The 20,630-nt window shown below is 72.0% G+C and carries 11 protein-coding genes and 1 pseudogene; 5 read left to right on the top strand and 7 right to left on the bottom strand.

What is annotated here, in order from left to right; genetic code table 11:
- Positions 1–71 precede the first annotated feature (71 nt).
- From KBY19_RS37640 to KBY19_RS28005, 3 genes and pseudogenes are all read left to right on the top strand, one after another.
- Positions 72–746, top strand: a pseudogene (locus KBY19_RS37640) (beta-ketoacyl synthase N-terminal-like domain-containing protein); the annotation flags it as partial.
- A 214-nt stretch (positions 747–960) separates the two neighbouring features.
- The gene (locus KBY19_RS28010; protein WP_307843643.1) at positions 961–6,576 is read left to right on the top strand and encodes an SDR family NAD(P)-dependent oxidoreductase; all 5,616 of its coding nucleotides are present in this window, start codon (positions 961–963) and stop codon (positions 6,574–6,576) included.
- A gap of 65 nt (positions 6,577–6,641) precedes the next feature.
- The gene (locus tag KBY19_RS28005; protein ID WP_210966963.1) at positions 6,642–11,624 is read left to right on the top strand and encodes a type I polyketide synthase; all 4,983 of its coding nucleotides are present in this window, start codon (positions 6,642–6,644) and stop codon (positions 11,622–11,624) included.
- A 73-nt stretch (positions 11,625–11,697) separates the two neighbouring features.
- On the opposite strand, the gene KBY19_RS28000 is transcribed toward KBY19_RS28005, so the two are convergent.
- Genes KBY19_RS28000 through KBY19_RS27985 form a run of 4 tightly spaced genes read right to left on the bottom strand, consistent with a single transcriptional unit; the run spans position 11,698 to position 15,484 of the window.
- On the bottom strand, positions 11,698–12,228 hold the full coding sequence (locus KBY19_RS28000; RefSeq protein ID WP_210957592.1) for a flavin reductase family protein: 531 nt from the start codon (positions 12,226–12,228) through the stop codon (positions 11,698–11,700).
- A 50-nt stretch (positions 12,229–12,278) separates the two neighbouring features.
- Entirely contained in the window at positions 12,279–13,226 is a 948-nt protein-coding gene (locus KBY19_RS27995; RefSeq protein ID WP_185016042.1) for an alpha/beta fold hydrolase, read from the bottom strand.
- A 43-nt stretch (positions 13,227–13,269) separates the two neighbouring features.
- The gene (locus KBY19_RS27990; RefSeq protein WP_210966962.1) at positions 13,270–14,220 is read right to left on the bottom strand and encodes a class I SAM-dependent methyltransferase; all 951 of its coding nucleotides are present in this window, start codon (positions 14,218–14,220) and stop codon (positions 13,270–13,272) included.
- A gap of 10 nt (positions 14,221–14,230) precedes the next feature.
- Positions 14,231–15,484, bottom strand: coding sequence for a cytochrome P450 (locus KBY19_RS27985; RefSeq protein WP_210966961.1), 1,254 nt, complete (start codon positions 15,482–15,484; stop codon positions 14,231–14,233).
- A gap of 330 nt (positions 15,485–15,814) precedes the next feature.
- On the opposite strand from KBY19_RS27985, the gene KBY19_RS27980 reads away from it, so the two are divergent.
- Together KBY19_RS27980 and KBY19_RS27975 are read left to right on the top strand one after the other, a co-directional pair.
- A complete protein-coding gene (locus KBY19_RS27980) occupies positions 15,815–16,657 on the top strand; it encodes a cyclopropane-fatty-acyl-phospholipid synthase family protein (RefSeq protein WP_185016038.1) in 843 nt (280 codons plus the stop codon).
- A 51-nt stretch (positions 16,658–16,708) separates the two neighbouring features.
- The gene (locus KBY19_RS27975; RefSeq protein WP_307843642.1) at positions 16,709–18,013 is read left to right on the top strand and encodes an activator-dependent family glycosyltransferase; all 1,305 of its coding nucleotides are present in this window, start codon (positions 16,709–16,711) and stop codon (positions 18,011–18,013) included.
- A gap of 81 nt (positions 18,014–18,094) precedes the next feature.
- Here KBY19_RS27975 and KBY19_RS27970 read toward each other — a convergent pair whose 3' ends face one another.
- The 3 genes from KBY19_RS27970 to KBY19_RS27960 form a co-directional block, all read right to left on the bottom strand.
- Positions 18,095–18,784 (bottom strand): hypothetical protein, encoded by a 690-nt coding sequence (locus tag KBY19_RS27970; RefSeq protein ID WP_210966959.1) that lies wholly within the window; start codon positions 18,782–18,784, stop codon positions 18,095–18,097.
- Between the two features lie 40 nt (positions 18,785–18,824).
- Positions 18,825–20,042, bottom strand: a complete 1,218-nt coding sequence (locus KBY19_RS27965) for a cytochrome P450 (RefSeq protein WP_185016035.1) — start codon at positions 20,040–20,042, stop codon at positions 18,825–18,827.
- A 95-nt stretch (positions 20,043–20,137) separates the two neighbouring features.
- Positions 20,138–20,473 carry an acyl carrier protein gene (locus tag KBY19_RS27960; RefSeq protein WP_247691497.1) on the bottom strand — a complete coding sequence of 112 codons (336 nt, stop codon included), beginning with the start codon at positions 20,471–20,473 and terminating at the stop codon, positions 20,138–20,140.
- Between the last annotated feature and the right edge of the window lie 157 nt (positions 20,474–20,630).

The following is a 20,630-nucleotide window of genomic DNA, read 5'->3' as shown; positions in this document are numbered from 1 at the left end:
GCACCACAGCAGCGCGGGACACGACCCGCGCGCACGGCGCCGCGACGGACGAGCCGGTCGCCCTCGTCGCCATGGCCTGCCGTTTCCCGGGCGGCGTCCGGACCCCCGAGGAGCTGTGGGAGCTGGTGTCCCAAGGCGTGGACGCGATGGGGGAGTTCCCCAAGGACCGCGGCTGGGACCTGGACAGGCTCTTCCACCCGGACCCCGACCACTCCGGCACCAGCTACGCCGACGAGGGCGCCTTCCTGTACGACGCGGCCGGGTTCGACGCGGCCTTCTTCGGTATCAATCCGCGCGAGGCGCTGGCCATCGACCCCCAGCAGCGGCTCCTCCTGGAGACCTCCTGGGAACTCCTGGAGCGCGCGGGGATCGCCCCCGCCTCGCTCAAGGGCAGCCGCACCGGAGTGTTCGCCGGCGTCATGTACCACGACTACGCGACCGGCCTGGCCACCAGCGGCGACACCAAACTGGAGGGCTACTCGATGCTCGCCGGCTCCGGCAGCGCGGCTTCCGGGCGGGTGGCGTACACGCTTGGTTTTGAGGGGCCCACGATGACGGTGGACACGGCGTGTTCGTCGTCGCTGGTCGCGATGCATCTGGCGGCCCAGGCGCTGCGTCAGGGCGAGTGCGAGCTGGCACTCGCGGGCGGTGTGACGGTCATGGCGACCCCGGAGGTCTTCACGGGCTTCTCACGCCAGCGCGGTCTGGCCCCGGACGGCCGGTGCAAACCGTACGCGGCCGGGGCGGACGGCACGGGCTGGGGCGAGGGGGTCGGTCTGGTGCTGTTGGAGCGGCTGTCGGACGCGCGGCGCAACGGTCACCGGGTGTTGGCGGTGTTGCGGGGTTCGGCGGTGAATCAGGACGGTGCGAGCAATGGTTTGACGGCGCCGAATGGTCCCTCGCAGGAGCGGGTGATCCGGCGCCGAGGCCCTCGCCAACGCCCGGTTGGCCGCATCCGATGTGGATGTGGTCGAGGGTCATGGGACGGGCACGACGCTGGGCGACCCGATCGAGGCGCAGGCGTTGTTGGCGACGTATGGGCAGGAGCGGGCCGCGGAGCGGCCGTTGTGGCTGGGGTCGGTGAAGTCGAACATTGGTCATACGCAGGCGGCGGCCGGAGTGGCCGGGGTCATCAAGATGGTGCAGGCGATGCGGCACGGTGTGCTGCCCGCTTCCCTGCACATCGATGAGCCTTCGCCGCACGTGGACTGGGAGTCGGGCGCGGTCCGGCTGCTGACCGAACCGGTGGAGTGGCCGGAGGGAGAGCGTCCGCGCAGGGCCGCCGTCTCGTCCTTCGGCGCCTCGGGCACGAACGCGCACCTGATTCTGGAGCAGGGCCCGCAGACGACGGCCGAAGAATCGGGCACCGAGAAACCGGACACCGAGGGGCCCGCAGGGACGGTGCCCTGGGCGCTGACCGCCAGAAGGCCGGAGGCGCTGCGGGAGCTGGCAGGTCGCCTCGGTGATGTGGCCGGCTCCCCGGTCGAGGTGGGCTGGTCGTTGCTGCGGACGCGGTCGGTGTTCGAGCAGCGGGCCGTGGTGCTGGGGGAGGAGCGGGAAGAGCTGACGGCGGGTCTGGCCGCCCTGGCGGCTGACGAGCCGCATCCGGGGTTGGTGTGCGGGTCGGCGGTCGGCGAGGGCACCGGGCCGGTGCTGGTGTTTCCGGGGCAGGGTTCGCAGTGGGTGGGGATGGGTGTCGAGTTGCTGGATTCCTCGCCTGCGTTCGCGGTGCGGTTGGCGGAGTGTGAGCGGGCGTTGGATCCGTATGTGGACTGGTCTCTGACGCAGGTGTTGCGGGGTGACGGCGCCGAGTTGGCGCGGGTGGATGTGGTGCAGCCGGTGCTGTGGGCGGTGATGGTGTCGCTGGCTGCGGTGTGGGCCGAGCACGGGGTCACCCCGGCAGCGGTGGTGGGTCACAGCCAGGGTGAGATCGCTGCTGCCTGTGTGGTGGGGGCGCTGTCGTTGGAGGATGGTGCGCGGGTTGTGGCGTTGCGCAGTCGTGCGTTGCGGCGGCTTGCCGGGGGTGGGGCGATGGCCTCGCTCGGGGTGGGACGGGAGCAGGCCGAGCGGCTGGTGGCCGATGCCCCAGGTGTCGGGATCGCGGCCGTCAACGGGCCTTCCTCCACGGTGGTGTCCGGGCCGCCGGAGCCGGTGGCGGCGGTCGTGGCGGCGTGTGAGGCGGTGGGGGAGCGGGCGCGGTTGGTGGACGTGGATTATGCCTCGCACGGTCCGCAGGTCGATGAGATCGCTGAGGAGCTGCGCGAGGTGCTGGCGGGTATCGGGCCGCGTTCCGCGTCTGTCGCTTTCTTCTCGACGGTGACCGGAGCCCGTATCGACACCGCGACTCTGGATACCGAGTACTGGGTCACCAATCTGCGCCGCCCGGTGCGGTTCGCCGACACCATCGAGACCCTGCTGTCCGAGGGGCATCGGGTGTTCATCGAGGCGAGTCCGCATCCGGTGCTGACCCTCGGTATGGAGGAGACCCGTGACTGGGTCGGGGTGGAGGCGGCTGTGGTTCCCACGCTGCGCCGGGGCCAGGGTGGCCGCAGCCAGTTGGCGTATGCCCTCGCGCAGGCGTTCTGCGCCGGAGCGCCGGTGGACTGGACGGCATGGCTGGGCGAGCGGCCGCTGGTCGATCTGCCGACCTACCCCTTCCAGCACGAGCGCTACTGGCTGGACGGCCGCTCCGGCTCCTCCCAGGACCCGGCCGGACTCGGTCTCGTACCCGCCGGGCATCCGGTGCTGGGCGCCACCACGCAGCTCGCGGACACCGGGGCCCGGCTGCTCACCGGCAGGCTCGCGCAGCGGTCCCAGCCGTGGCTGGCCGACCACCGGGTGCTCGACAGTGTGCTGGTGCCGGGCGCGGCGCTGCTGGAGTGGGCGTTGCGGGCGGCCGACGAGGCAGGGTGCGGCCGCGTCGACGAGCTGACGCTGGCAGCGCCGCTGCACGTTCCGGACACCGGTGGCGTACGGATCCAGGTCGCCGTCGGGGCCGTCGGTGACGACGGCCGTTGCGAGGTGGCCGTGTACGCGCGCACCGAGGACGGCGACGCGTCGTCCGCCGACGAACGCCCGTGGGAGTGCCATGCACGCGGTGTGCTCGGTCCGGGGCCTGCGGCCGCCGACGAGGACGTGGAGGGCGTCTGGCCACCGGCGGGCGCCGAACCGCTCGATCTGACGGACTTCTACGACACGGCCGCAGCAGGCGGATACACCTACGGCCCGGCCTTCCAGGGCCTGCGCGCCGCCTGGCGGGACGGCGCCGAACTGTTGGCCGAGGTCGAGCTGCCGGAGGCGGCAGGGCACGCTGAGGGCTTCGGGGTGCACCCCGCCCTCCTGGACGCCGCTCTCCAGTCCGCGTTGCTGGACGGCGGGGCGAAGGAAGAGGACGAGGGCCGCGTGTGGCTGCCGTTCGCCTGGAGCGGAGTCTCGCTGTGGGCGACAGGGGCGACGACCGTACGCGTACGCGTCACACCGGACGCCGGGAGCGCGGACGGTCAGGGCGAGCGCGCCGTGCGGGTCGTCGTGGCGGACGCGGTCGGCGCGCCGGTGCTGACCGTCGAGTCCGTGGTGCTGCGCGCCGCCGACCCCGAACAGCTCAGGGCAGCCCGCCAGGACGAGGCCGACGGCCTCTTCCGTACGGACTGGACCCCGCTGTCCGCACCGCCCGAGGCCGCTCGTGAGCGGGTGGTGGGCGACGGCGACTGGGCCGTACTGGGCGCGCAGCAGGCCTCTTACGGGAACCTCGCCGAGCTGACGGCAGCGCTCGACGCAGAGGCTGCCGTGCCACCCGTCGTACTCGCCGACCTCGCCACGGTGGGCGGGCGGGGCACCGGTTTGGAGGCACCGGACGGTGGCCTGCGTGCCGGCGCCGACGTGCTCGCCCTGGTACAGCGCTGGCTGGCCGAGCCGCGGTTGGCCGCATGCCGACTGGTGGTGGTGACCAGGGGAGCGGTCGTGGCGGACGACGCCGACGACGGTGCGGAACTGGACCCGGCGGCGGCCGCGGTCTGGGGGCTGGTCCGCAGCGCGCAGTCCGAGGAGCCGGACCGTCTGCTCCTCCTCGACCTGGGCCCCGAACACGAGGTGACCGGTACCGCCGCCACCGAGGCGGTCGTACGGGCCCTGGCCGCCGATGAGCCCCAGGTCGCCGCGCGCGACGAACGGGTCCTCGTACCGCGTCTGACGCGTGCCGGGGCCCGGAAGCGGCCACCCCTGCGCGGTCCATGGCGACTGGACGCGGGTACGGGCGCGGGTTCCGGCGACGGTTCCACCCTGGAGGCCGTGGTTCCGGTCGCCTGCCCCGAGGTGGCGGAACCGCCGGCTCGCGGCCAGGTGCGGATCGCGGTACGCGCGGCCGGCGTCAACTTCCGCGACGCACTGGTGAGCCTGGGGATGGCGCCCGGCCAGACCGGGCTCGGCAGCGAGGGAGCCGGCACGGTGACCGAGGTCGGGCCCGGAGTCTCAGGGCTCGCGGTCGGGGACCGGGTGATGGGGCTGTTCGAGGGGGCCTTCGGGCCCTTCGCGGTGGCGGACGCACGGATGCTGACCAGGGTGCCGGAAGGCTGGGGTTGGCGGGAGGCCGCCGCGGTCCCCGTCGTCTTCGCGACGGCCTGGTTCGCACTCGTCGACCTGGCGCGGCTGCGGCCCGCCGAGTCGGTGCTGATCCACGCGGCCACCGGCGGGGTGGGAACCGCGGCGGTGCAGATCGCCCGCCACCTGGGCGCCGAGGTGTATGCCACGGCCGGCCCCGGCAAGCACGGCGTGCTGGAGCACATGGGGATCGACGCCGAACACCGCGCCTCTTCACGGGACCTGCACTTCGCGTCGGCCTTCCCCCAGGTCGATGTCGTCCTCAACAGCCTCACGGGCGAGTTCGTCGACGCCTCCCTGCGGCTGCTGCGCGAGGGCGGCAGGTTCCTGGAGATGGGCAAGAACGACATCCGTGACGCGGAGGAGATCACGGCCGCGCACCCGGGCGTCTGCTACCGGGCGTTCGACCTCATACCGGACGGAGGTCCCGACCGTATCGGGGAGATGCTGGCCGAGCTGGCGGAGCTGTTCGCCGCCGGTACGCTGCGGCCCGCTCCCGTGCGGGCCTGGCCGGTGGCGCGCGCCCACGAGGCGCTGCGCTGGCTGGGCCGCGCCCGGCACATCGGCAAGGTCGTGCTGGACGTGCCCCACGGCCTGGACCCCGACGGCACCGTCCTCGTCACAGGCGGTACCGGCACCTTGGGCAGCCGTGTCGCCGAGCACCTCGCCGAGGCCTGGGGCGTGCGGCATCTGCTGCTGGTCAGCCCCCAGGGCCCCGAGGCACCCGGCGCCCAGGAACTCGCGGAAAGGCTCGCCGCCCTGGGCGCCGAGGCGCGCATCGTCGCGGCCGACGTCACGGAGCGGGAGGCGGTGGAGCGGCTCGTCGCGTCGACCGGTCCCGAGCACCCGCTCACCGGGGTGGTCCACGCCGCCGGTGCGCTGGACGACGGAGTGGTTCCGGCACTGACCCCGGAACGGCTCGCGAGGGTGTGGGCGGTCAAGGCCACCGCCGCCCACCATCTGCACGCCGCGACCGCGCATCTGCCGCTCGGCATGTTCGTGCTGTTCTCCTCCAGCGCGGCGACGCTCGGCAGCCCCGGGCAGGCCAACTATGCCGCCGCCAACGCCTACTGCGAGGCCCTTGCCGTACGACGGCAGGCCGCCGGGTTGCCCGGTGTGGCCCTGGGCTGGGGCCTGTGGGCGGAGGCCAGCGGCATGACGGGGCAGCTCTCCGACACCGACCTGGCCCGCATGGCCCGTACGGGGCTCGGCACGCTCACCACCGAGCAGGGCCTGCGCCTGTTCGACGCGGGGCACGGGCACGGCGCCCCGCACCTCCTCGCGCTGCGCCTCGACGTCCGTACGTCGGCCGCCCGGTCAGCCGACGGCACACCGCCGCTCTTCCGCGCGCTCGTCACCGAGCCGGGAGGCGCGGCGCGTCGGACAGCGGCCGGAGCCGGCGGGCCCGCCGTCGCCGATCTGGGCAGCAGGCTGGCGGGTCTGCCGGAGGACGAGCGGCGCCGCGTGCTGCTCGACGTGGTGCGGTCGCACGCGGCGGCGGTCCTCGGCCATGCCGGGGCCGAGGCGATCGGTGCGGAAACCGCGTTCAAGGACGTCGGGTTCGACTCGCTGACCGCCGTCGAACTCCGCAACAGGCTGGCCGCGGCGAGCGGTCTGCGGCTTCCTGCCACGTTCGTCTTCCGCCACCCGACGCCCGCGGCGGTGGCCACGTATCTGTACGACGAGCTCGGCCCCCGCACCGCGGGAGGAGGAGGCAGCGGCGGCGCGGCGTCCGCGCGTGCGCATCCGGTGTTCGCCGAGCTGGAGCGGCTGGAGCGGGCCATGGCACGGCACGCACCGGGCGACGAGGCCCGCGAACGGCTGCTGCGCCGGCTGGAGGCCCTGGTCTGGCGGCTCGGCGACGAGCGCACCGACCCCGGCGGCGCGAGCGGGAACGGAGAGGTGGCGGACGATGCCGCGCTGGAGACCGCCTCCGACGACGAGCTGTTCGAACTGATCGACAGGGAAGTGCCGTCCTGATGGGGAGCGAGGACCGAACGATGCCGGGGACCGAAGCGCCAGGGACCGAAGCACCGAGGAACGATCTGCCGGGGACCGAGGACAAGCTCCGACAGTATCTGCGGAAGGCTACCGCGGACCTCACCCGCACGCGTGAGCGGCTGCGCGACGCCGAGGAGCGCAACCGCCAGCCGGTGGCCATCGTCGGCATGGCCTGCCGCTACCCGGGCGGCGTCCGCTCCCCCGAGGAGCTGTGGGACCTGGTCGCCGAGGGCAGGGACGCCATCACCCCGTTCCCCGAGGACCGCGGCTGGGACCTGGACGGGCTCTTCCACCCCGACCCCGACCACCCCGGCACCAGCTATGTGAGCGACGGCGGCTTCCTGCACGATGCCGACCGCTTCGACGCCGATTTCTTCGGGATCTCTCCCCGTGAGGCGTTGGCGATGGACCCGCAGCAGCGACTGCTGCTGGAGGTCTCCTGGGAGCTGCTGGAGCGCGCGGGCATCGACCCGGGCGCGCTGCGCGGCACCCGCACCGGCGTCTATGCGGGAGTCTCCAGCCGCGACTACATGACCCGGATGCCGCACGTTCCCGAGGGCTTCGAGGGCTACGCCACCACCGGGACCCTGACCAGTGTCGTCTCCGGCCGCGTGGCGTACACCTACGGTTTGGAGGGCCCGGCCGTGACGGTGGACACGGCGTGTTCGTCGTCGCTGGTCGCCATCCATCTGGCGGCGCAGGCCCTGCGCCAGGGGGAATGCGCACTCGCCCTCGCGGGCGGTGTCACCGCGCTCACCACCCCGACGGCCTTCGCCGAGTTCTCCCGGCAGCGCGGCCTCGCCCCCGACGGCCGCTGCAAGTCCTATGCGGCCACGGCCGACGGGACGGGATTCTCGGAGGGTGTGGGGCTGGTGCTGCTGGAGCGGCTGTCGGACGCGCGCCGCAATGGTCACCGCGTCCTCGCGGTCGTCCGCGGCTCCGCCGTCAACCAGGACGGCGCCAGCAACGGGCTCACCGCGCCCAACGACGCGGCACAGGAACGCGTCATCCAGCAGGCGCTCGCCCACGCGCGCCTGACCCCGGACCAGGTGGACGCCGTGGAGGGACACGGCACCGGCACCACCCTGGGCGATCCGATCGAGGCCCAGGCGCTGTTGGCGACGTACGGGCAGGAGCGGGCGGCGGACCGGCCGTTGTGGCTGGGGTCGGTCAAGTCGAACATCGGTCATACGCAGGCGGCGGCCGGGGTTGCCGGGGTCATCAAGATGGTGCAGTCGATGCGGCACGGTGTGCTGCCCGCCTCCCTCCACCTGGACGAACCCTCGCCCCACGTGGACTGGTCGGCCGGTGCCCTGCGCCTGCTCACCGGCGCCACGGAGTGGCCGGAGGGGGAGCGTCCGCGCAGGGCCGCCGTCTCGTCGTTCGGGATCTCCGGGACCAACGCCCACCTGATCGTCGAGGAGGCGCCCGCATCTGAGCCGACGGCAACGCCCGGCCCCGCCACGGACGTGGACGCGGACGCGAACGCGGACCAGGGCATCGTGCCGTGGGTGCTCTCGGCGCGGAACGAGGGCGCGCTGCGGGAGGCGGCCGGACGGCTGAGCGGAGTTTCCGGTTCGCCTGCCGAGGTGGGTTGGTCGCTGGTGGCTTCGCGGTCGGTGTTCCAGCAGCGGGCGGTCGTGCTGGGGGAGGAGCGGGAAGAGCTGACGGCGGGTCTCGCTGCGTTGGCGTCGGCCGAGCCGCATCCGGGGTTGGTGTGCGGAGAGAGGGCGGTGCCGGGGGCGGATGCCGGTCCGGTGCTGGTGTTCCCGGGGCAGGGTTCGCAGTGGGTGGGGATGGGTGTCGAGCTGCTGGATTCCTCGCCCGCTTTCGCGGCGCGGGTGGCGGAGTGTGAGCGGGCGTTGAAGCCGCATGTGGACTGGTCTCTGACGCAGGTGTTGCGGGGGGACGGTGCCGAGCTGGCGCGGGTGGATGTGGTGCAGCCGGTGTTGTGGGCGGTGATGGTGTCGCTGGCTGCGGTGTGGGGGGAGTACGGGGTGCGGCCTGCGGCGGTGGTGGGTCACAGTCAGGGTGAGATCGCTGCTGCTTGTGTGGCGGGGGCGCTGTCGTTGGAGGATGGTGCGCGGGTTGTGGCGTTGCGCAGTCGTGCGTTGCGGCGGCTTGCCGGGGGTGGGGCGATGGCCTCGCTCGGGGTGGGCAGTGACGAAGCCCGGCGGCTGATCGACCGGGCGGGGTCGGGTGTCGGGGTCGCGGCGGTCAACGGTCCTTCTTCGACAGTTGTCTCGGGCCCGCCGGCGGCTGTTTCGGCTGTGGTGGAAGCCGCGCGGGAGGGGGGAGCGCAAGCGCGGTTGGTGGACGTGGATTATGCCTCGCACGGTCCGCAGGTCGATGAGATCGCCGACGAGCTGCGCGAGGTGCTGGCGGACATCCAGCCGCGTTCCGCGTCTGTCGCCTTCTTCTCGACGGTGACCGGAGCCCGCATCGACACCGCGACTCTGGATACCGAGTACTGGGTCACCAACCTCCGTCGCCCGGTCCGGTTCGCCGACATCATCGAGACCCTGCTGACCGAGGGGCATCGGGTGTTCATCGAGGCCAGCCCGCACCCGGTGCTCACCCTCGGTATGGAGGAGACCCGTGACTGGGCCGGGGTGGAGGCGGCTGTGGTTCCCACGCTGCGCCGGGACCAGGGTGGCCGCAGCCAGTTGGCGTATGCCCTCGCGCAGGCGTTCTGCGCCGGAGCGCCGGTGGACTGGACGGCATGGCTGGGCGAGCGGCCGCTGGTCGATCTGCCGACCTACCCCTTCCAGCGTGAGCGCTACTGGTTGCCCGATGTAGCGGCATTCGACGGGTCCGAGGGCGACGAGGACGTGCCCGCGGTCACCGAGGAGGAGACCCGGTTCTGGAACGCGGTCGAGGGGGGCGACATTGACGCGCTCACCGGCGAACTGCGGCTCGCCGACGACGCCGGTGCGCGCGACTCGCTCGGAACGCTGCTCCCCGCGCTCACCGGCTGGCGCCGGCGGCTCAGGGAACGGTCCGCCGTGGACTCCTGGCGGTACCGCGTCCGGTGGGCGCCGCTGCCGGAGGCGACCACCGAGGCCGTGGGCGGTCACTGGCTCCTCGTACGGCCGACGGGTGGCGCCGAGGACTGGCTGAGCGTCTGCACCGAAGCGCTGGGGGACGTCCGCACGATCGAGGTCGATGCCGAGACGGGCCGGGACGAACTCGTCGCCCTCCTGAGGGAGTACGACCGTGACACGCCGCTGACAGGAGTGCTCTCGCTGCTGGCACTGGACGAACGGGGGCCGCTGCCCGGCGTGGCGCGCGGTCTCGGTGAGACCCTCACCCTCCTCCAGGCGCTGGTCGACTCCGGCGTCGGGGCACCTGTGTGGTGTGCGAGCAGGGGAGCGGTCGCCGTCGACGGCGGTGAACGGCTGGACTCGCCCGAGCAGGCGCAGCTGTGGGGCCTGGGCAGGGTGGCGGCGCTGGAGCACCCCGAGGAGTGGGGCGGACTGATCGATCTGCCGCCGGGGGCGCGCGGGCTGGAGGCGGCTGCGCTGCGCGCCGCGCTCAACGGCCCCGACGACCAGGTGGCGTTGCGGCCCTCCGGCATCCACGCGCGCCGCCTCGTGCCCGCCCCGTACGGTGCCGGTGACGGCGCGAGCGACGGCAGCAGCGGGTGGACCGCCCGCGGCACGGTCCTGGTCACCGGCGGCGTCGGGGGCCTGACGCCGCATCTGGCCCGCTGGCTCGCCGAGGGCGGCGCCGAACGCGTGGTGCTGTTGGACAGCGAGGCGGACGCGGCGCCGGGCGCCAAGATCCTTGCCGAGGAACTGGCCGAACTGGGCACCGTCCTGGATGTCGTCGACTGCGACCCCGCCGACCACGCGGATGTGACGGCTCTCGCCGAACGACTGGCGGAAGAGGGCGCGCCCGTCGGCACGGTCTTCCACACCTCGGCCTCCGGCGAGCTGGCCCCGTTGGCGGAGCTGACGCCCGAGCGGCTGGCCGACGCGGTGCACGCGGGACTGACCGGCGCGGCCCCCTATCTGGACGACCTGTGCGGTGCGCATCCGGACGGCACCGTCGTCTACTTCACCTCCGTCGCTGCCGTCTGGGGCAGCCGCGAACATGGAGCGTACGCCGCGGCGCACGCGTACATGGACGCGCTGGCTCAGCGCCGCCGCGCCGACGGCGGCCGCGCCGTCTCGGTCGCCTGGGGGCTGTGGGACCTGCCGGAGAGCACCGGGGAACGCGGCACGGCAGCCCGACGGCAGGGCCTTCCGCCCCTCGATCCCCGGCTGGCGGTGACCGCGCTCGGCCGCATCCTGGAGCAGGACGTCGCGCGGACGGTCGTCGCCGACATCGCCTGGGACACCTTTCTGCCGCTGTTCACCCTGGCCCGGCCGAGCACGCTGTTCGACGAGGTTGCCGAAGCGCGGCGCGCACGGCGGCGCACCGAAGCTGCCGGCACCGTGGCGGCCGGCGCGGACGAGGGGGCGGCCGTCGATCAGCAGTCGGCGCTCCGGCGGGAGGTCGCGGCCCTCCCCGCCGCCGAACGCGGCGCACGGCTGCTCGCTCTCGTCCGGACGCACGTGGCCGCCGTCCTGCGCTACCGGTCGGCGGATCAGGTGGGCCCCGACCGTCCGTTCAAGGAGCTGGGCTTCGACTCCATCGCGGCAGTCGAGCTGCGCAACCGGCTGCGCGCCGCCACGGGCGTCGGCCTCCCCGCCACGGCGGCCTTCGACCACCCCACCCCGGCCGCCCTCGCCGACTGCCTGCTGATCGGCCTGCTCCCCGAGGACGGCGCGGCCCATGCCGACGGAGCGGGGGACCACCTCCGAGAGCTGGAAGCGGTGCTCACCGCGCTGCCGCAGACCGATCCCGGCCGCATCGGCCTGGTGAACAGGCTGCGGGCGCTTCTGTGGCGCCACGAGTCGGCGGAGGACGAGGGGGGAGCGGCCGAGGGGACGGTGGACGCCACGGCCGACGCCGGGGACGATCTCGCCGCGGCCACGGCCGACGACATGTTCGCGCTCCTGGACCGGGAACTGGGCGCCTGACACCGGTGGCGGCCGGGTCGCCCGACCCGGCCGCCACGGTTCCCTCACGCGCGCCTTCCGTGCCCAGAGCGCGTCAGCTCTCCCCGTACGGCAGCGTCGCCAGGCGGCCGTAGCCGCCCCGGTAGAAGAGCAGCGGACGGTCCGCCTCGCGGGCCCCGAGGTGCCGGACGCGCGTCACGACGATGGCGTGGTCACCGGCGGGGTGCTCGTCGTCGAGGGCGCACTCCAGCCACCCGATCGCCCCGTCGATGAGGGGCAGCCCCGAAGGCGAGGCCGACCACGCCAGCCCCCGGAACTTGTCGCTCCCGGCGGCGGCCATCCGGCGCGAGACGTCCCTCTGGTCCTCGCGCAGGATGTTGATGCAGACCAGCCCGGTGCCCCGGATGCGGGGCCAGGTCCGGCTGGTGCGGGCGACGCAGAAGGAGACCAGGGGCGGGACCAGCGAGACGGAGGTGAACGAGTTGACCGCGAGTCCGGCGGGCGAGCCCTCCGCCAGTCCCGTGACCGCTACCACTCCGGTCGCGAAGCGGCCCATCACCTCGCGGAACGCGGCCTGTTCCGGCGCGGCCGGTGTGCCCGGAGTTCGGATCGTGTGCGGCGTCATCCCGGCCTTCCCTCCGGTGGACGTGCGCGGCGGTCTTCCCGCTCTTCCCCTCACATCACTTCGCTTCGGCCCACCGACTCCGCCAGTTCCAGCAGGTGCGTCGCGACCCGGTCGGGGTGCTGGGCGTGGAGATCGTGGTCGGCGCCCTGGTACTCGTGGACGGTCGCGTGCGGCAGCCCCTCCGTGGCGCGGGCCAGGGAGGCACGCAGCTGCTCGAAGAGCGCCAGCACATCCGGCGCTATCCGCCCGTTGTCCGGTACCGGGGTGGCGGGCAGCAGTGTGACCGGCTGGGTGATCCCGGCGTACAAGCGGCTCGGTGGGCAGCTCCACACGCTCCGCAGGATCGCCGTCCTTCGGCGCGGGGACAGCCGAGGGGACAGCGAGCCGTCGGCGCCGGCCCGGAGGGAGGACAACGAGGCCTCGATCGCGCTGTCCGACCAGTCCGGATGCATGGCGCGCAGATAGCCGCGCATGTCCTCCAGGGTGACCCCCTCCAGAGCGGGTCCGGCCATCGACATCATGGAAACGAACCGCTCCCAGGTCCCGTAGAAGACGGTCGCGTCGGTGTAGCCGCCCTCCACCAGAGCGAGTCCGGCGACGAAGGCGGGGTGCTCGGTGGCGAGGGTCAGCGCCACATCGGCGCCCCAGGAGTGGCCGCCGACGATCGCACGGGTCAGCCCGAGTTGTACGCCGGCCGCCAGCACGTCCGCCGCCGCGGCAGCGGTTCCGTACGTGTCGTCCTCGGGTGCCTCGGTCTCGCCGTGACCGCGCAGATCGACCGCGTAGACGGCGTGACCGGCGGCGCACAGCCGGGCTGCGACCTCGTCCCACAGCCTGGCGTTCGACGCCAGCCCGTGCACGAGGAGGAAAGCCGGGTCCGCCGCTCCGGGCCGGTGGCGTACGCGCAGCGTCACCTCCTTGTCCAAGCGGACGCGGAGGTCCGTCGGCGCGCGGTCGGAGTCGGTCGTCCCGGCCTGCTCTGCGGTGTGCTCTGCCATGGCTCCTTCTCCGGACGTGACCGCGGTGCTCGGGCTGTCCGCCTCAGCCGTGCGGGTCCCGGGGTTTCTCGGCGGAGGCGAGGACGTACTCCCTCGTCGTCGCGCGCAGTTCGGTGAGCTTGACGTGCCAGGTGATGCTGTTCTTCTGCTTGGAGGAGCGGTAGCGCGGGTCCCGGAGCAGCTTGGCGCAGCGCTCCCGCACATACTCCGCGTTCGGCACCAGCACCCGGTCCGTGACATCCCGGACCGTCACCGGGGCGAATCCCGCGCTGGTCAGCCGCTTTGCGTACACCTGCCGCGAGTACCAGTTCTCGTCCGGGATGACGCGCTTGCGGCGCCACTCGTCCAGCCGCCCCAGCAGGCTCTTCCCACCGGTCCCCGCGGGCGCGGGCAGCGGGTCGGTCGTGGCGAGGATGCCGCCGGGCCGCAGCACCCGGAAGGCCTCGGCGAAGAACCGGTCGCGGGTGTGGAAGTGGGCCGACGCCTCCAACGCCACCACCGCGTCGAACGAGCCGTCCTCGAACGGCAGCGAGGTCGCGGAGCCCACCCGCAGGTCGAGCCGGTCGGCGAAGCCCAGTTCCTCGGCGCGCTGCTGTGCCGCCGCCACCTGGCTCGGTGTCACATTGATGCCGACGATCTCCCGGGGCTTGCGGGTGCGCAGCCAGTGGAAGTCCTGTTCGGCGAAGCCGAATCCGACGTCCAGCACCCGGTCGCCCGCTCCGATGCCGGCCGCCTCGCCCAGCTCCTCGGCCAGGGCCTGGCACGCGTCGTCGTGGTCCGTGCACCCGGGAGCCCAGTAGCCGTAGTTCATATAGAGGCTCTCGTTGCCGAGGATGTCGCGGTAGAAGCCGTCGTCGCGCATCCGGTCGAGGACCTCGTAGAACGAGCGCACCCGGTCGTCGGGCGTCTCGGAGGAGCGGAACATCCGCCGGACCTTCGCCAGCTTGCCCTGGGAGGTGCGGCTGCGTTCACCAGTGATCGGTTGATTGCTCATCTTCGCCCTTCTACGAAGGTGTCCCCAGCGTCACGGGCAGGTGAGCGAGCTGCCGGATGAGTGGGAGCGGCTTCCAGTCGAGTTGTTCTCGGGGTACGGCGAGCGCCAGGCGGGGGTAGGTGCCGAGGAGGGCCGTGAAGGCGACCTCGGCCTCCTGGTTGGCCAGCGAGGCGCCCAGGCAGTAGTGGGGGCCGTGGGAGTAGGCGAGATGGTGCGTGCCGGCGGCGCCGGCGGGACGGGTGATGTCGAGGCGGTCCGGGTCGGGGTAGCGCCGCGGATCGTGGTTGGCCGAGCCGAGGACGACCTGCACGCACTCGCCCCGCCTGATGAGAGTGTCCCCGACCGTCACGTCCTCGGCCGCGTACCGCAGCATGCCCACGACGATGGGGCTGCACCAGCGCAGCAGCTCCTGTACGGCCCCGGGCATCAGTTCCGGGTTCTCGCGGAGCAGCGCGCGCTGGTCGGGGTGGGTCAGCAACGCGACCAGGCCGTTGCCGATGAGATGCGCCGTCGTCTCATGGCCCGCGATCATCAGCGTCAGCACCATGGTGATCAGCTCGGTGTCCGACAGCCGGCCGTTGTCCTCGTCGTGCGCCTGGAGGAGGGCGGTGAACAGGTCGTCCGTGGGCTCGGCCCGCCGCTGCTCGGCCAGTTCGCGCAAGTACGTGCTCATGGCGGCGAGCATCGCGTCCATGCGGCCGATGTCGGCGCTGGTGTAGTCCTCGCTCCAGGACCGCCACCGGGGCCGGTCGGACGCGGGCACGCCGAGCAGTTCGCAGATCACGGTGATCGGCAGCGGATAGGCGAAGTGCTCGATGAAGTCGACGGTCCCGTCCGGGCCGGCGTGGCCGGGCAGCGCGGTGAGCAGTTCGTCGGTGAGGACGCGCACCCGTGGGCGGAGCTCTTTGACCCGCCGGGCCGAGAACGCCCGCGTGACCAGCTTCCGCAGCCGGGTGTGGTCCGGTGGATCGGTGTGCACCAGGTTGCCGGCCAGATAGGGGACGCGGTCGCGGGAGACTCCCATGCCCACGAGCGTCTCCGCACGGGCGTCGACGGTGCTGCCCGGGAGGGAGAGGGAGTTGTTGACGAAGCGCCGGTCGCCGAGCACCGTGCTCACGTCGTCATGACGCGTGACGATCCAGACGGGTCGGCCACCGAGGTCACCTCGTGCGACGGGCGCCTCCTCCCGGATGACTCCGAAGCCGCCGTACGGGTCGTCGATCAGTCCGGGGTCGCTCAGGGAATAGATGTGCGTGGTTTCCATCAAGGGCGTCCTTGTCGCACTGAGCGGCGGCCGGTATCGGCGGACGCTCGTACCCGGCCGCTCGCCGGTCGAGTTCGAAGAAGGCGGGTGGATTCCCTTCTCTCCGGTCGGGTGTATTCCGCCGGATTGCAGCCTCGCTCCCGTCTCTAAAGCCGACCTAATCTGCCGCCTGTCTCCTTCCGCGGTGCCCCGGCCCCGGAATTGCCGCGGACCGGCTTCCGTCCAGCCGCTTTAGAGGGGCGTTATCGGGGCTCGTATGGTCGCTGCGCTGGTGTACTCCGGGCAAGCTTTCACGACCTGTCCGATCTCCGAGCACTCAGAAGGAGTGTTATGACGTCCTCATCGCTCAGGCCGACTCCCGATCAGATGACCGACTACTACGACGGGATGGGGGCGCTGCTGCAAGTCGCCTGGAACGACAATCTGCACTTCGGGTACTGGGACGGGCCCGAGGACGATAGCTCGATCGAGGAGGCCACCAACCGTTTCACCGACATGCTGGCCGCGCGGCTCAGGGTGGGGCCCGGCGACCGGGTCCTGGACGCGGGCTGCGGTATCGGGAAGCCGGCGATCCAGGTGGCCCGCACGACCGGCGCCGAGGTGCTGGGCATCTCCATCAGCCCGCACCAGGTCGAGCAGGCCGGTGAGCGGGCCGAGCGCGAGGGAATGGCCGACCGGGTCTCCTTCCAGCATGTCAACGCGATGGACATGCCCTTCGAGTCCGAGTCCTTCGACGCGGTGCTCGCCTTCGAGTCGATCATCCATATGGACCGCCCCGCCGCGCTGCGTGAGTTCGCCCGGGTGCTCAAGCCCGGTGGCCGGGTCGCCCTCACGGATGTGACCGTCGTGCAGGAGGACCCGGGGAACATCGAGTTCTTCGAGGGGTTCCCGCGCAAACAGCCGGCGAAGAACGAAGCGCACATCGCGAGCGTCGTCGAGCCCGGTGACTACCCCGGGTTGATGACGGACGCCGGGCTTCAGCTCGACGAGTTGCTGGACGTCACGGAGAACACCAAGCGGACCTTCAACCTGCTGCTCGACGGTGTGATCAAACACCGCAGGGAGTTCGAGCGCAAGCACGGCATCACGGCCGAGGAGGTGCTCGGCTCGTCCACCGTGGAGGACCCCGGAAAGGGCCCTGGCTGCGTGGTCGTCACCGCCCACAAGCCGTAACAGCCCGTCGATCCAGCCCAGGTCACCCGACAGGAGGTGGGCCGCTTGCGTGTGCTCTTCGTGACGTTTGCCTGGAAAACGCACTTCTATCCGATGGTGCCGCTCGCCTGGGCACTGCAGGCAGCCGGGCACGAGGTGCGGGTGGCCAGTGAACCGGAACTCCTCGACACCGTGACGGAAGCCGGACTCACGGCCGTCTCCGTCGGCCCCGAGGAGACGCTGGAACAGCGCATCCGGCGCACCCAGGAAGAGGGCGACCTTCCGAAGGGGCCGATCGTTCCCCCCTTCTCGACCGAGTCCCTGTACGAGATAGGGGGCGGGAACCGGGAAGGGCTGCCCTGGGAGGACATCACCTGGCTGTTCGACAACGTCGTGGTGCCCCGGACACGGTTGCTCAACGACGGCATGGTCGACGACCTGGTGGCGTTCAGCCGCTCCTGGCAGCCCGATCTCGTGCTGTGCGACGTGGTGACCAACGCCGGCGCGGTGGCCGCCGATGCCGTCGGGGCCGTGCACGGGCGGCTGCTGTTCTGGCTCGATCTCAGCCTCAGGATGCGCCGCGATTTCCTGCGCGCCATGGAGCAGCAGCCGCTCGCCGCTCGTCCCGACGCGCTGCGCGACTGGTACGCGGGCTGGGCGCAGAAGTACGGAAGCGACTTCTCCGAGGAGCTGGTCACAGGGCAGTTCGCGATCAACGTACTGCCCGAGCCGTACCGCTTGGAGCCCCACGAGCAGACCCTGTCCATGCGCTACGTCCCGTACAACGGACGCTCCGTCGTGCCGCCCTGGCTTTACGAGCCGCCGCGGGCGCCGCGGGTCCTCATGACGTTCGGTATCTCCGCCAGGCAGCTGGCCGAGCTCCAGGTCATGTCTGTCGAACAGGTGCAAGGCATCCTTGGCGCGCTGGCGGACCTGGACATCGAACTGGTCCTCACGCTCCCCGAAGAGGCGCGGCAACAGCTGGACAGTGTTCCGGACAACACCCGGATCGTGGACTTCGTCCCGTTCAACGTCGTCGCTCCCACCTGCTCCGTCGTGATCCACCACGGCGGAGCGGGCAACTTCAACGGCACGCTGCTGCACGGAATTCCGCAGCTCCTGGTGGACAGCGCCGTCGACGCGCCGGCCAAGCGCATCGTGCTCGAAAAGACGCGGGCCGGGCTCTCCGTCTCACCGGACGAGGCCACCGGGCCCCGGGTCAGGGAAATGCTGGCGCGACTGCTCGGCGACGGGACGTTCCGCGCGGGAGCGCAGCGACTGCAGCGGGAGGCCCTGGGCCAGCCCACCCCCGGCGCGCTGGTCCAGGAGCTGGAACGGCTGGTGGCCGGAGACCGGGAGTCACGTCCGCGTCCGTGACCGCTCCACACGCACACACAGGTGCCCGGACCCGAGTTCGCTTCGGGACCGGTCACCTGTGTGTGCGCAGGTGATGGCAGGTCAGTCGATCCTGTGGCACTCGGCCGTGTGCGGGTAGTCGCCCCCGCCCGGCAGGGAGACCGTCGAGGTGACGTCGAAGCGCCCCGGCCCGATCCACTTGTAGTCGTCCGTGAGCTTCATGTGTGCGCCTTCCGCCTCACCGTCGGGGTCGGGCTCGGACACGCCGATGAACTCGCCGGTGAAGACCAGGTGCCCGTCCTTCCAGCCAGGGGAGGTCGTGATGCTGGTGGTGCCCCAGTTGTCGTGGTACTGCCGGAAGTACACGCGATCCACCGGGTTCCAGCCCGTGACGTCCCGTGCCCTGATGGTGCCGGGCTCGATCGAGATGGTGCTGTAGGAGAAGTGTCCGCCCATGGCCTTCTTGACCTTGACGTACGACACCGTCTTCTCGATCCCGTTGGGCGGCGGCGGTGAGACCTCGACGCACTTCCACGAACCCAGCAGACGCTGCATCTCACGCATCTGCGGCGGGGGCGGCAGCTTGTCGCGGGACTTCTTGTGCGCGGCGGTACTCGACTTGTGCGCGGCGGTCTTCGACGCGGACGCGGCGTCCGGGCCGCCGTCCCCGTCCCGGGCGCCGGCCGACGAAGGGCCTGCCAGCAGCGCGGTCATCCCCAGTGCCAGGCCGGCGGCGCCGACCGTGCGCAGGGGTGTACCGCGCCGCCGCTGACCAGCGGTGCGTGTGCTCATAGTCAACTCCAGTCGGTGTTCTGGTTCGAGCGGTCGGCCGTCACTGCCGGGGCGTCCCGAGCCTGACGGGCAGCCGGGTCAGCACCCGGGTGAAGGGGAGCGGCTTCCACTTCAGTTCCTCCGGCGGTACGGCCAGGGCCAGCCCGGGACGGCGGGCGAGGAGGGCCGTGAAGGCGACCTCGGCCTCCTGGTTGGCCAGCGAAGCGCCGAGGCAGTAGTGCATGCCGTGGGAGTAGCCGACGTGCTGAGGGGCACGGCCGTCGCCGGCTGTGCGTCGCCTGACGTCCAGCGTGTCGGGGTCGGCGAAGCGCGCCGGGTCGCGGTTCGCGGTGCCCAGCACCGCCTGCACCCGTTCGCCCCGCCGTATGCGGGCACCCCCGACCGTCGTGTCCTCGCGGGCGTAGCGGAGCATGGCGGTGACGGCCGGGCCGCACCAGCGGATGAGCTCCTGCACGGCACCCGGCACCAGGGCCGGGTCGTCCCGCAGCAGAGCCAGCTGCTCAGGATGGGTCAGCAGCGCGGCGAGACCGTTGCTGATCAGGTGCGCCGTCGTCTCGTGCCCCGCGATCACCAGGTTGAGCACCATGGCGATCAGCTCGGTGTCCGAGAGCCTGCCGCTCTCCTCGTCCCGGGCCTGGACGAGCGCGGTGAGCAGATCGTCGGCGGGCTCGGCACGGCGCTGCTCGGCCAGCTCCAGGATGTAGGAACTGATGTCGGCGAGCATCGGATTCATGCGCCGGGGGTCCATGCTGCCGCAGTCCACGCTCCACCGCCGCCACAGGGGGCGGTCCTCGGTGGGGACGCCCAGCAGTTCGCAGATGACAGTGATCGGCAGGGGGAACGCGAAGTGCTCGACCATGTCGACCGCGCCACCGGCGTCCACGGCCTCGGGCAGCGCCCGCAGCAGCTCCTCGGTGACCGTCTCGACGCGGGGCCGCAGCGCCGCGATCCGGCGCGCCGAGAAGGCCCGGGTGACCAGTTTCCGCAGCCGGGTGTGGTCCGGCGGGTCGGTGTGCACCAGATTGCCGGCCAGATAAGGGGCGAGGTGTTCCGCGACGCCCAGCTTCACCAGCATCTCGGTGTGGACATCCATCCCGCCCGGTGGGGGAGCGGGACCCATGGCGAGGCGGGGATCGGACAGCACCTCGCTCACATCGTCGTGGCGCGTGACGAGCCAGACGGGGCTGCCGCCGTAGGGGTCCTCGACCAGCTCGGGATCGCCCGGCGGATACGTATGAGCCGTGTACTCGAGAGTCAACGGCGGCCTCCTTGGACCCTGGTCTGAATCGGCCGCGGCAGCCCCGGCGGGCGCGGCACGGCGCCCGTCCCCACGTCGCCGGCCCTGGCCTGTCCCTAGGCGGGACCGTCGCCCTCGTCGAGAGTGGTGGCGATGAACCGGGCGAGCTGGGTGGGCGTGGGGTGCTCGATGATGGCGACGAGCGGGATTTCGACATCGGTGAGCGCCATGAGATTCCGGGTCAACTCCAGCGCCTTGAGCGAGGTGAGCCCCTGCTCCAGGAAGTTGCTGTCCGCATTCAGGGCACTCTGGTCGAGGACGTCGGCGGCCTCCTTCCGAACGGTGTCCTGCAGGATGCGCTCACGTTCCTCGGGCCCGGCCGCGCTGATTTTCTCCCGCAGCGAGTTCTTCTCCTGAACGGCCTGGTCCGTACCGGTCGCTTCTGGCGTCATGGCGTCGAGTCCTGTCTCTCCGGATGAGTTGTCTGGCGCACTGCCGTTCATCGTGGGTCACGGTTCTAAAGGCACGCCAAACGACGGCGTGTGCGGCTTTAGCGCGACGCAATCGAGGCGGGGAGCATTTCCGGTGAGATTGTGTCTTCTCGCCCCC

This window comes from Streptomyces sp. B15 (genome assembly GCF_018070605.1).
Taxonomy (GTDB): Bacteria; Actinomycetota; Actinomycetes; order Streptomycetales; family Streptomycetaceae; genus Streptomyces; species Streptomyces smyrnaeus.
Note: the sequence above shows the minus strand (reverse complement) of the source record. Positions and strands in the feature narration are given on the sequence as shown.

Excerpts from the sequence above, each read along its gene's own strand:
- KBY19_RS27970 (WP_210966959.1), bottom strand. The coding sequence starts at position 18,784 with ATGAGCACACGCACCGCTGGTCAGCGGCGGCGCGGTACACCCCTGCGC.
- KBY19_RS27960 (WP_247691497.1), bottom strand. The coding sequence starts at position 20,473 with ATGACGCCAGAAGCGACCGGTACGGACCAGGCCGTTCAGGAGAAGAAC.
- KBY19_RS27985 (WP_210966961.1), bottom strand. The coding sequence starts at position 15,484 with ATGGAAACCACGCACATCTATTCCCTGAGCGACCCCGGACTGATCGAC.
- KBY19_RS27995 (WP_185016042.1), bottom strand. The coding sequence starts at position 13,226 with ATGGCAGAGCACACCGCAGAGCAGGCCGGGACGACCGACTCCGACCGC.
- KBY19_RS28000 (WP_210957592.1), bottom strand. The coding sequence starts at position 12,228 with ATGACGCCGCACACGATCCGAACTCCGGGCACACCGGCCGCGCCGGAA.
- KBY19_RS27980 (WP_185016038.1), top strand. The coding sequence starts at position 15,815 with ATGACGTCCTCATCGCTCAGGCCGACTCCCGATCAGATGACCGACTAC.
- KBY19_RS27990 (WP_210966962.1), bottom strand. The coding sequence starts at position 14,220 with ATGAGCAATCAACCGATCACTGGTGAACGCAGCCGCACCTCCCAGGGC.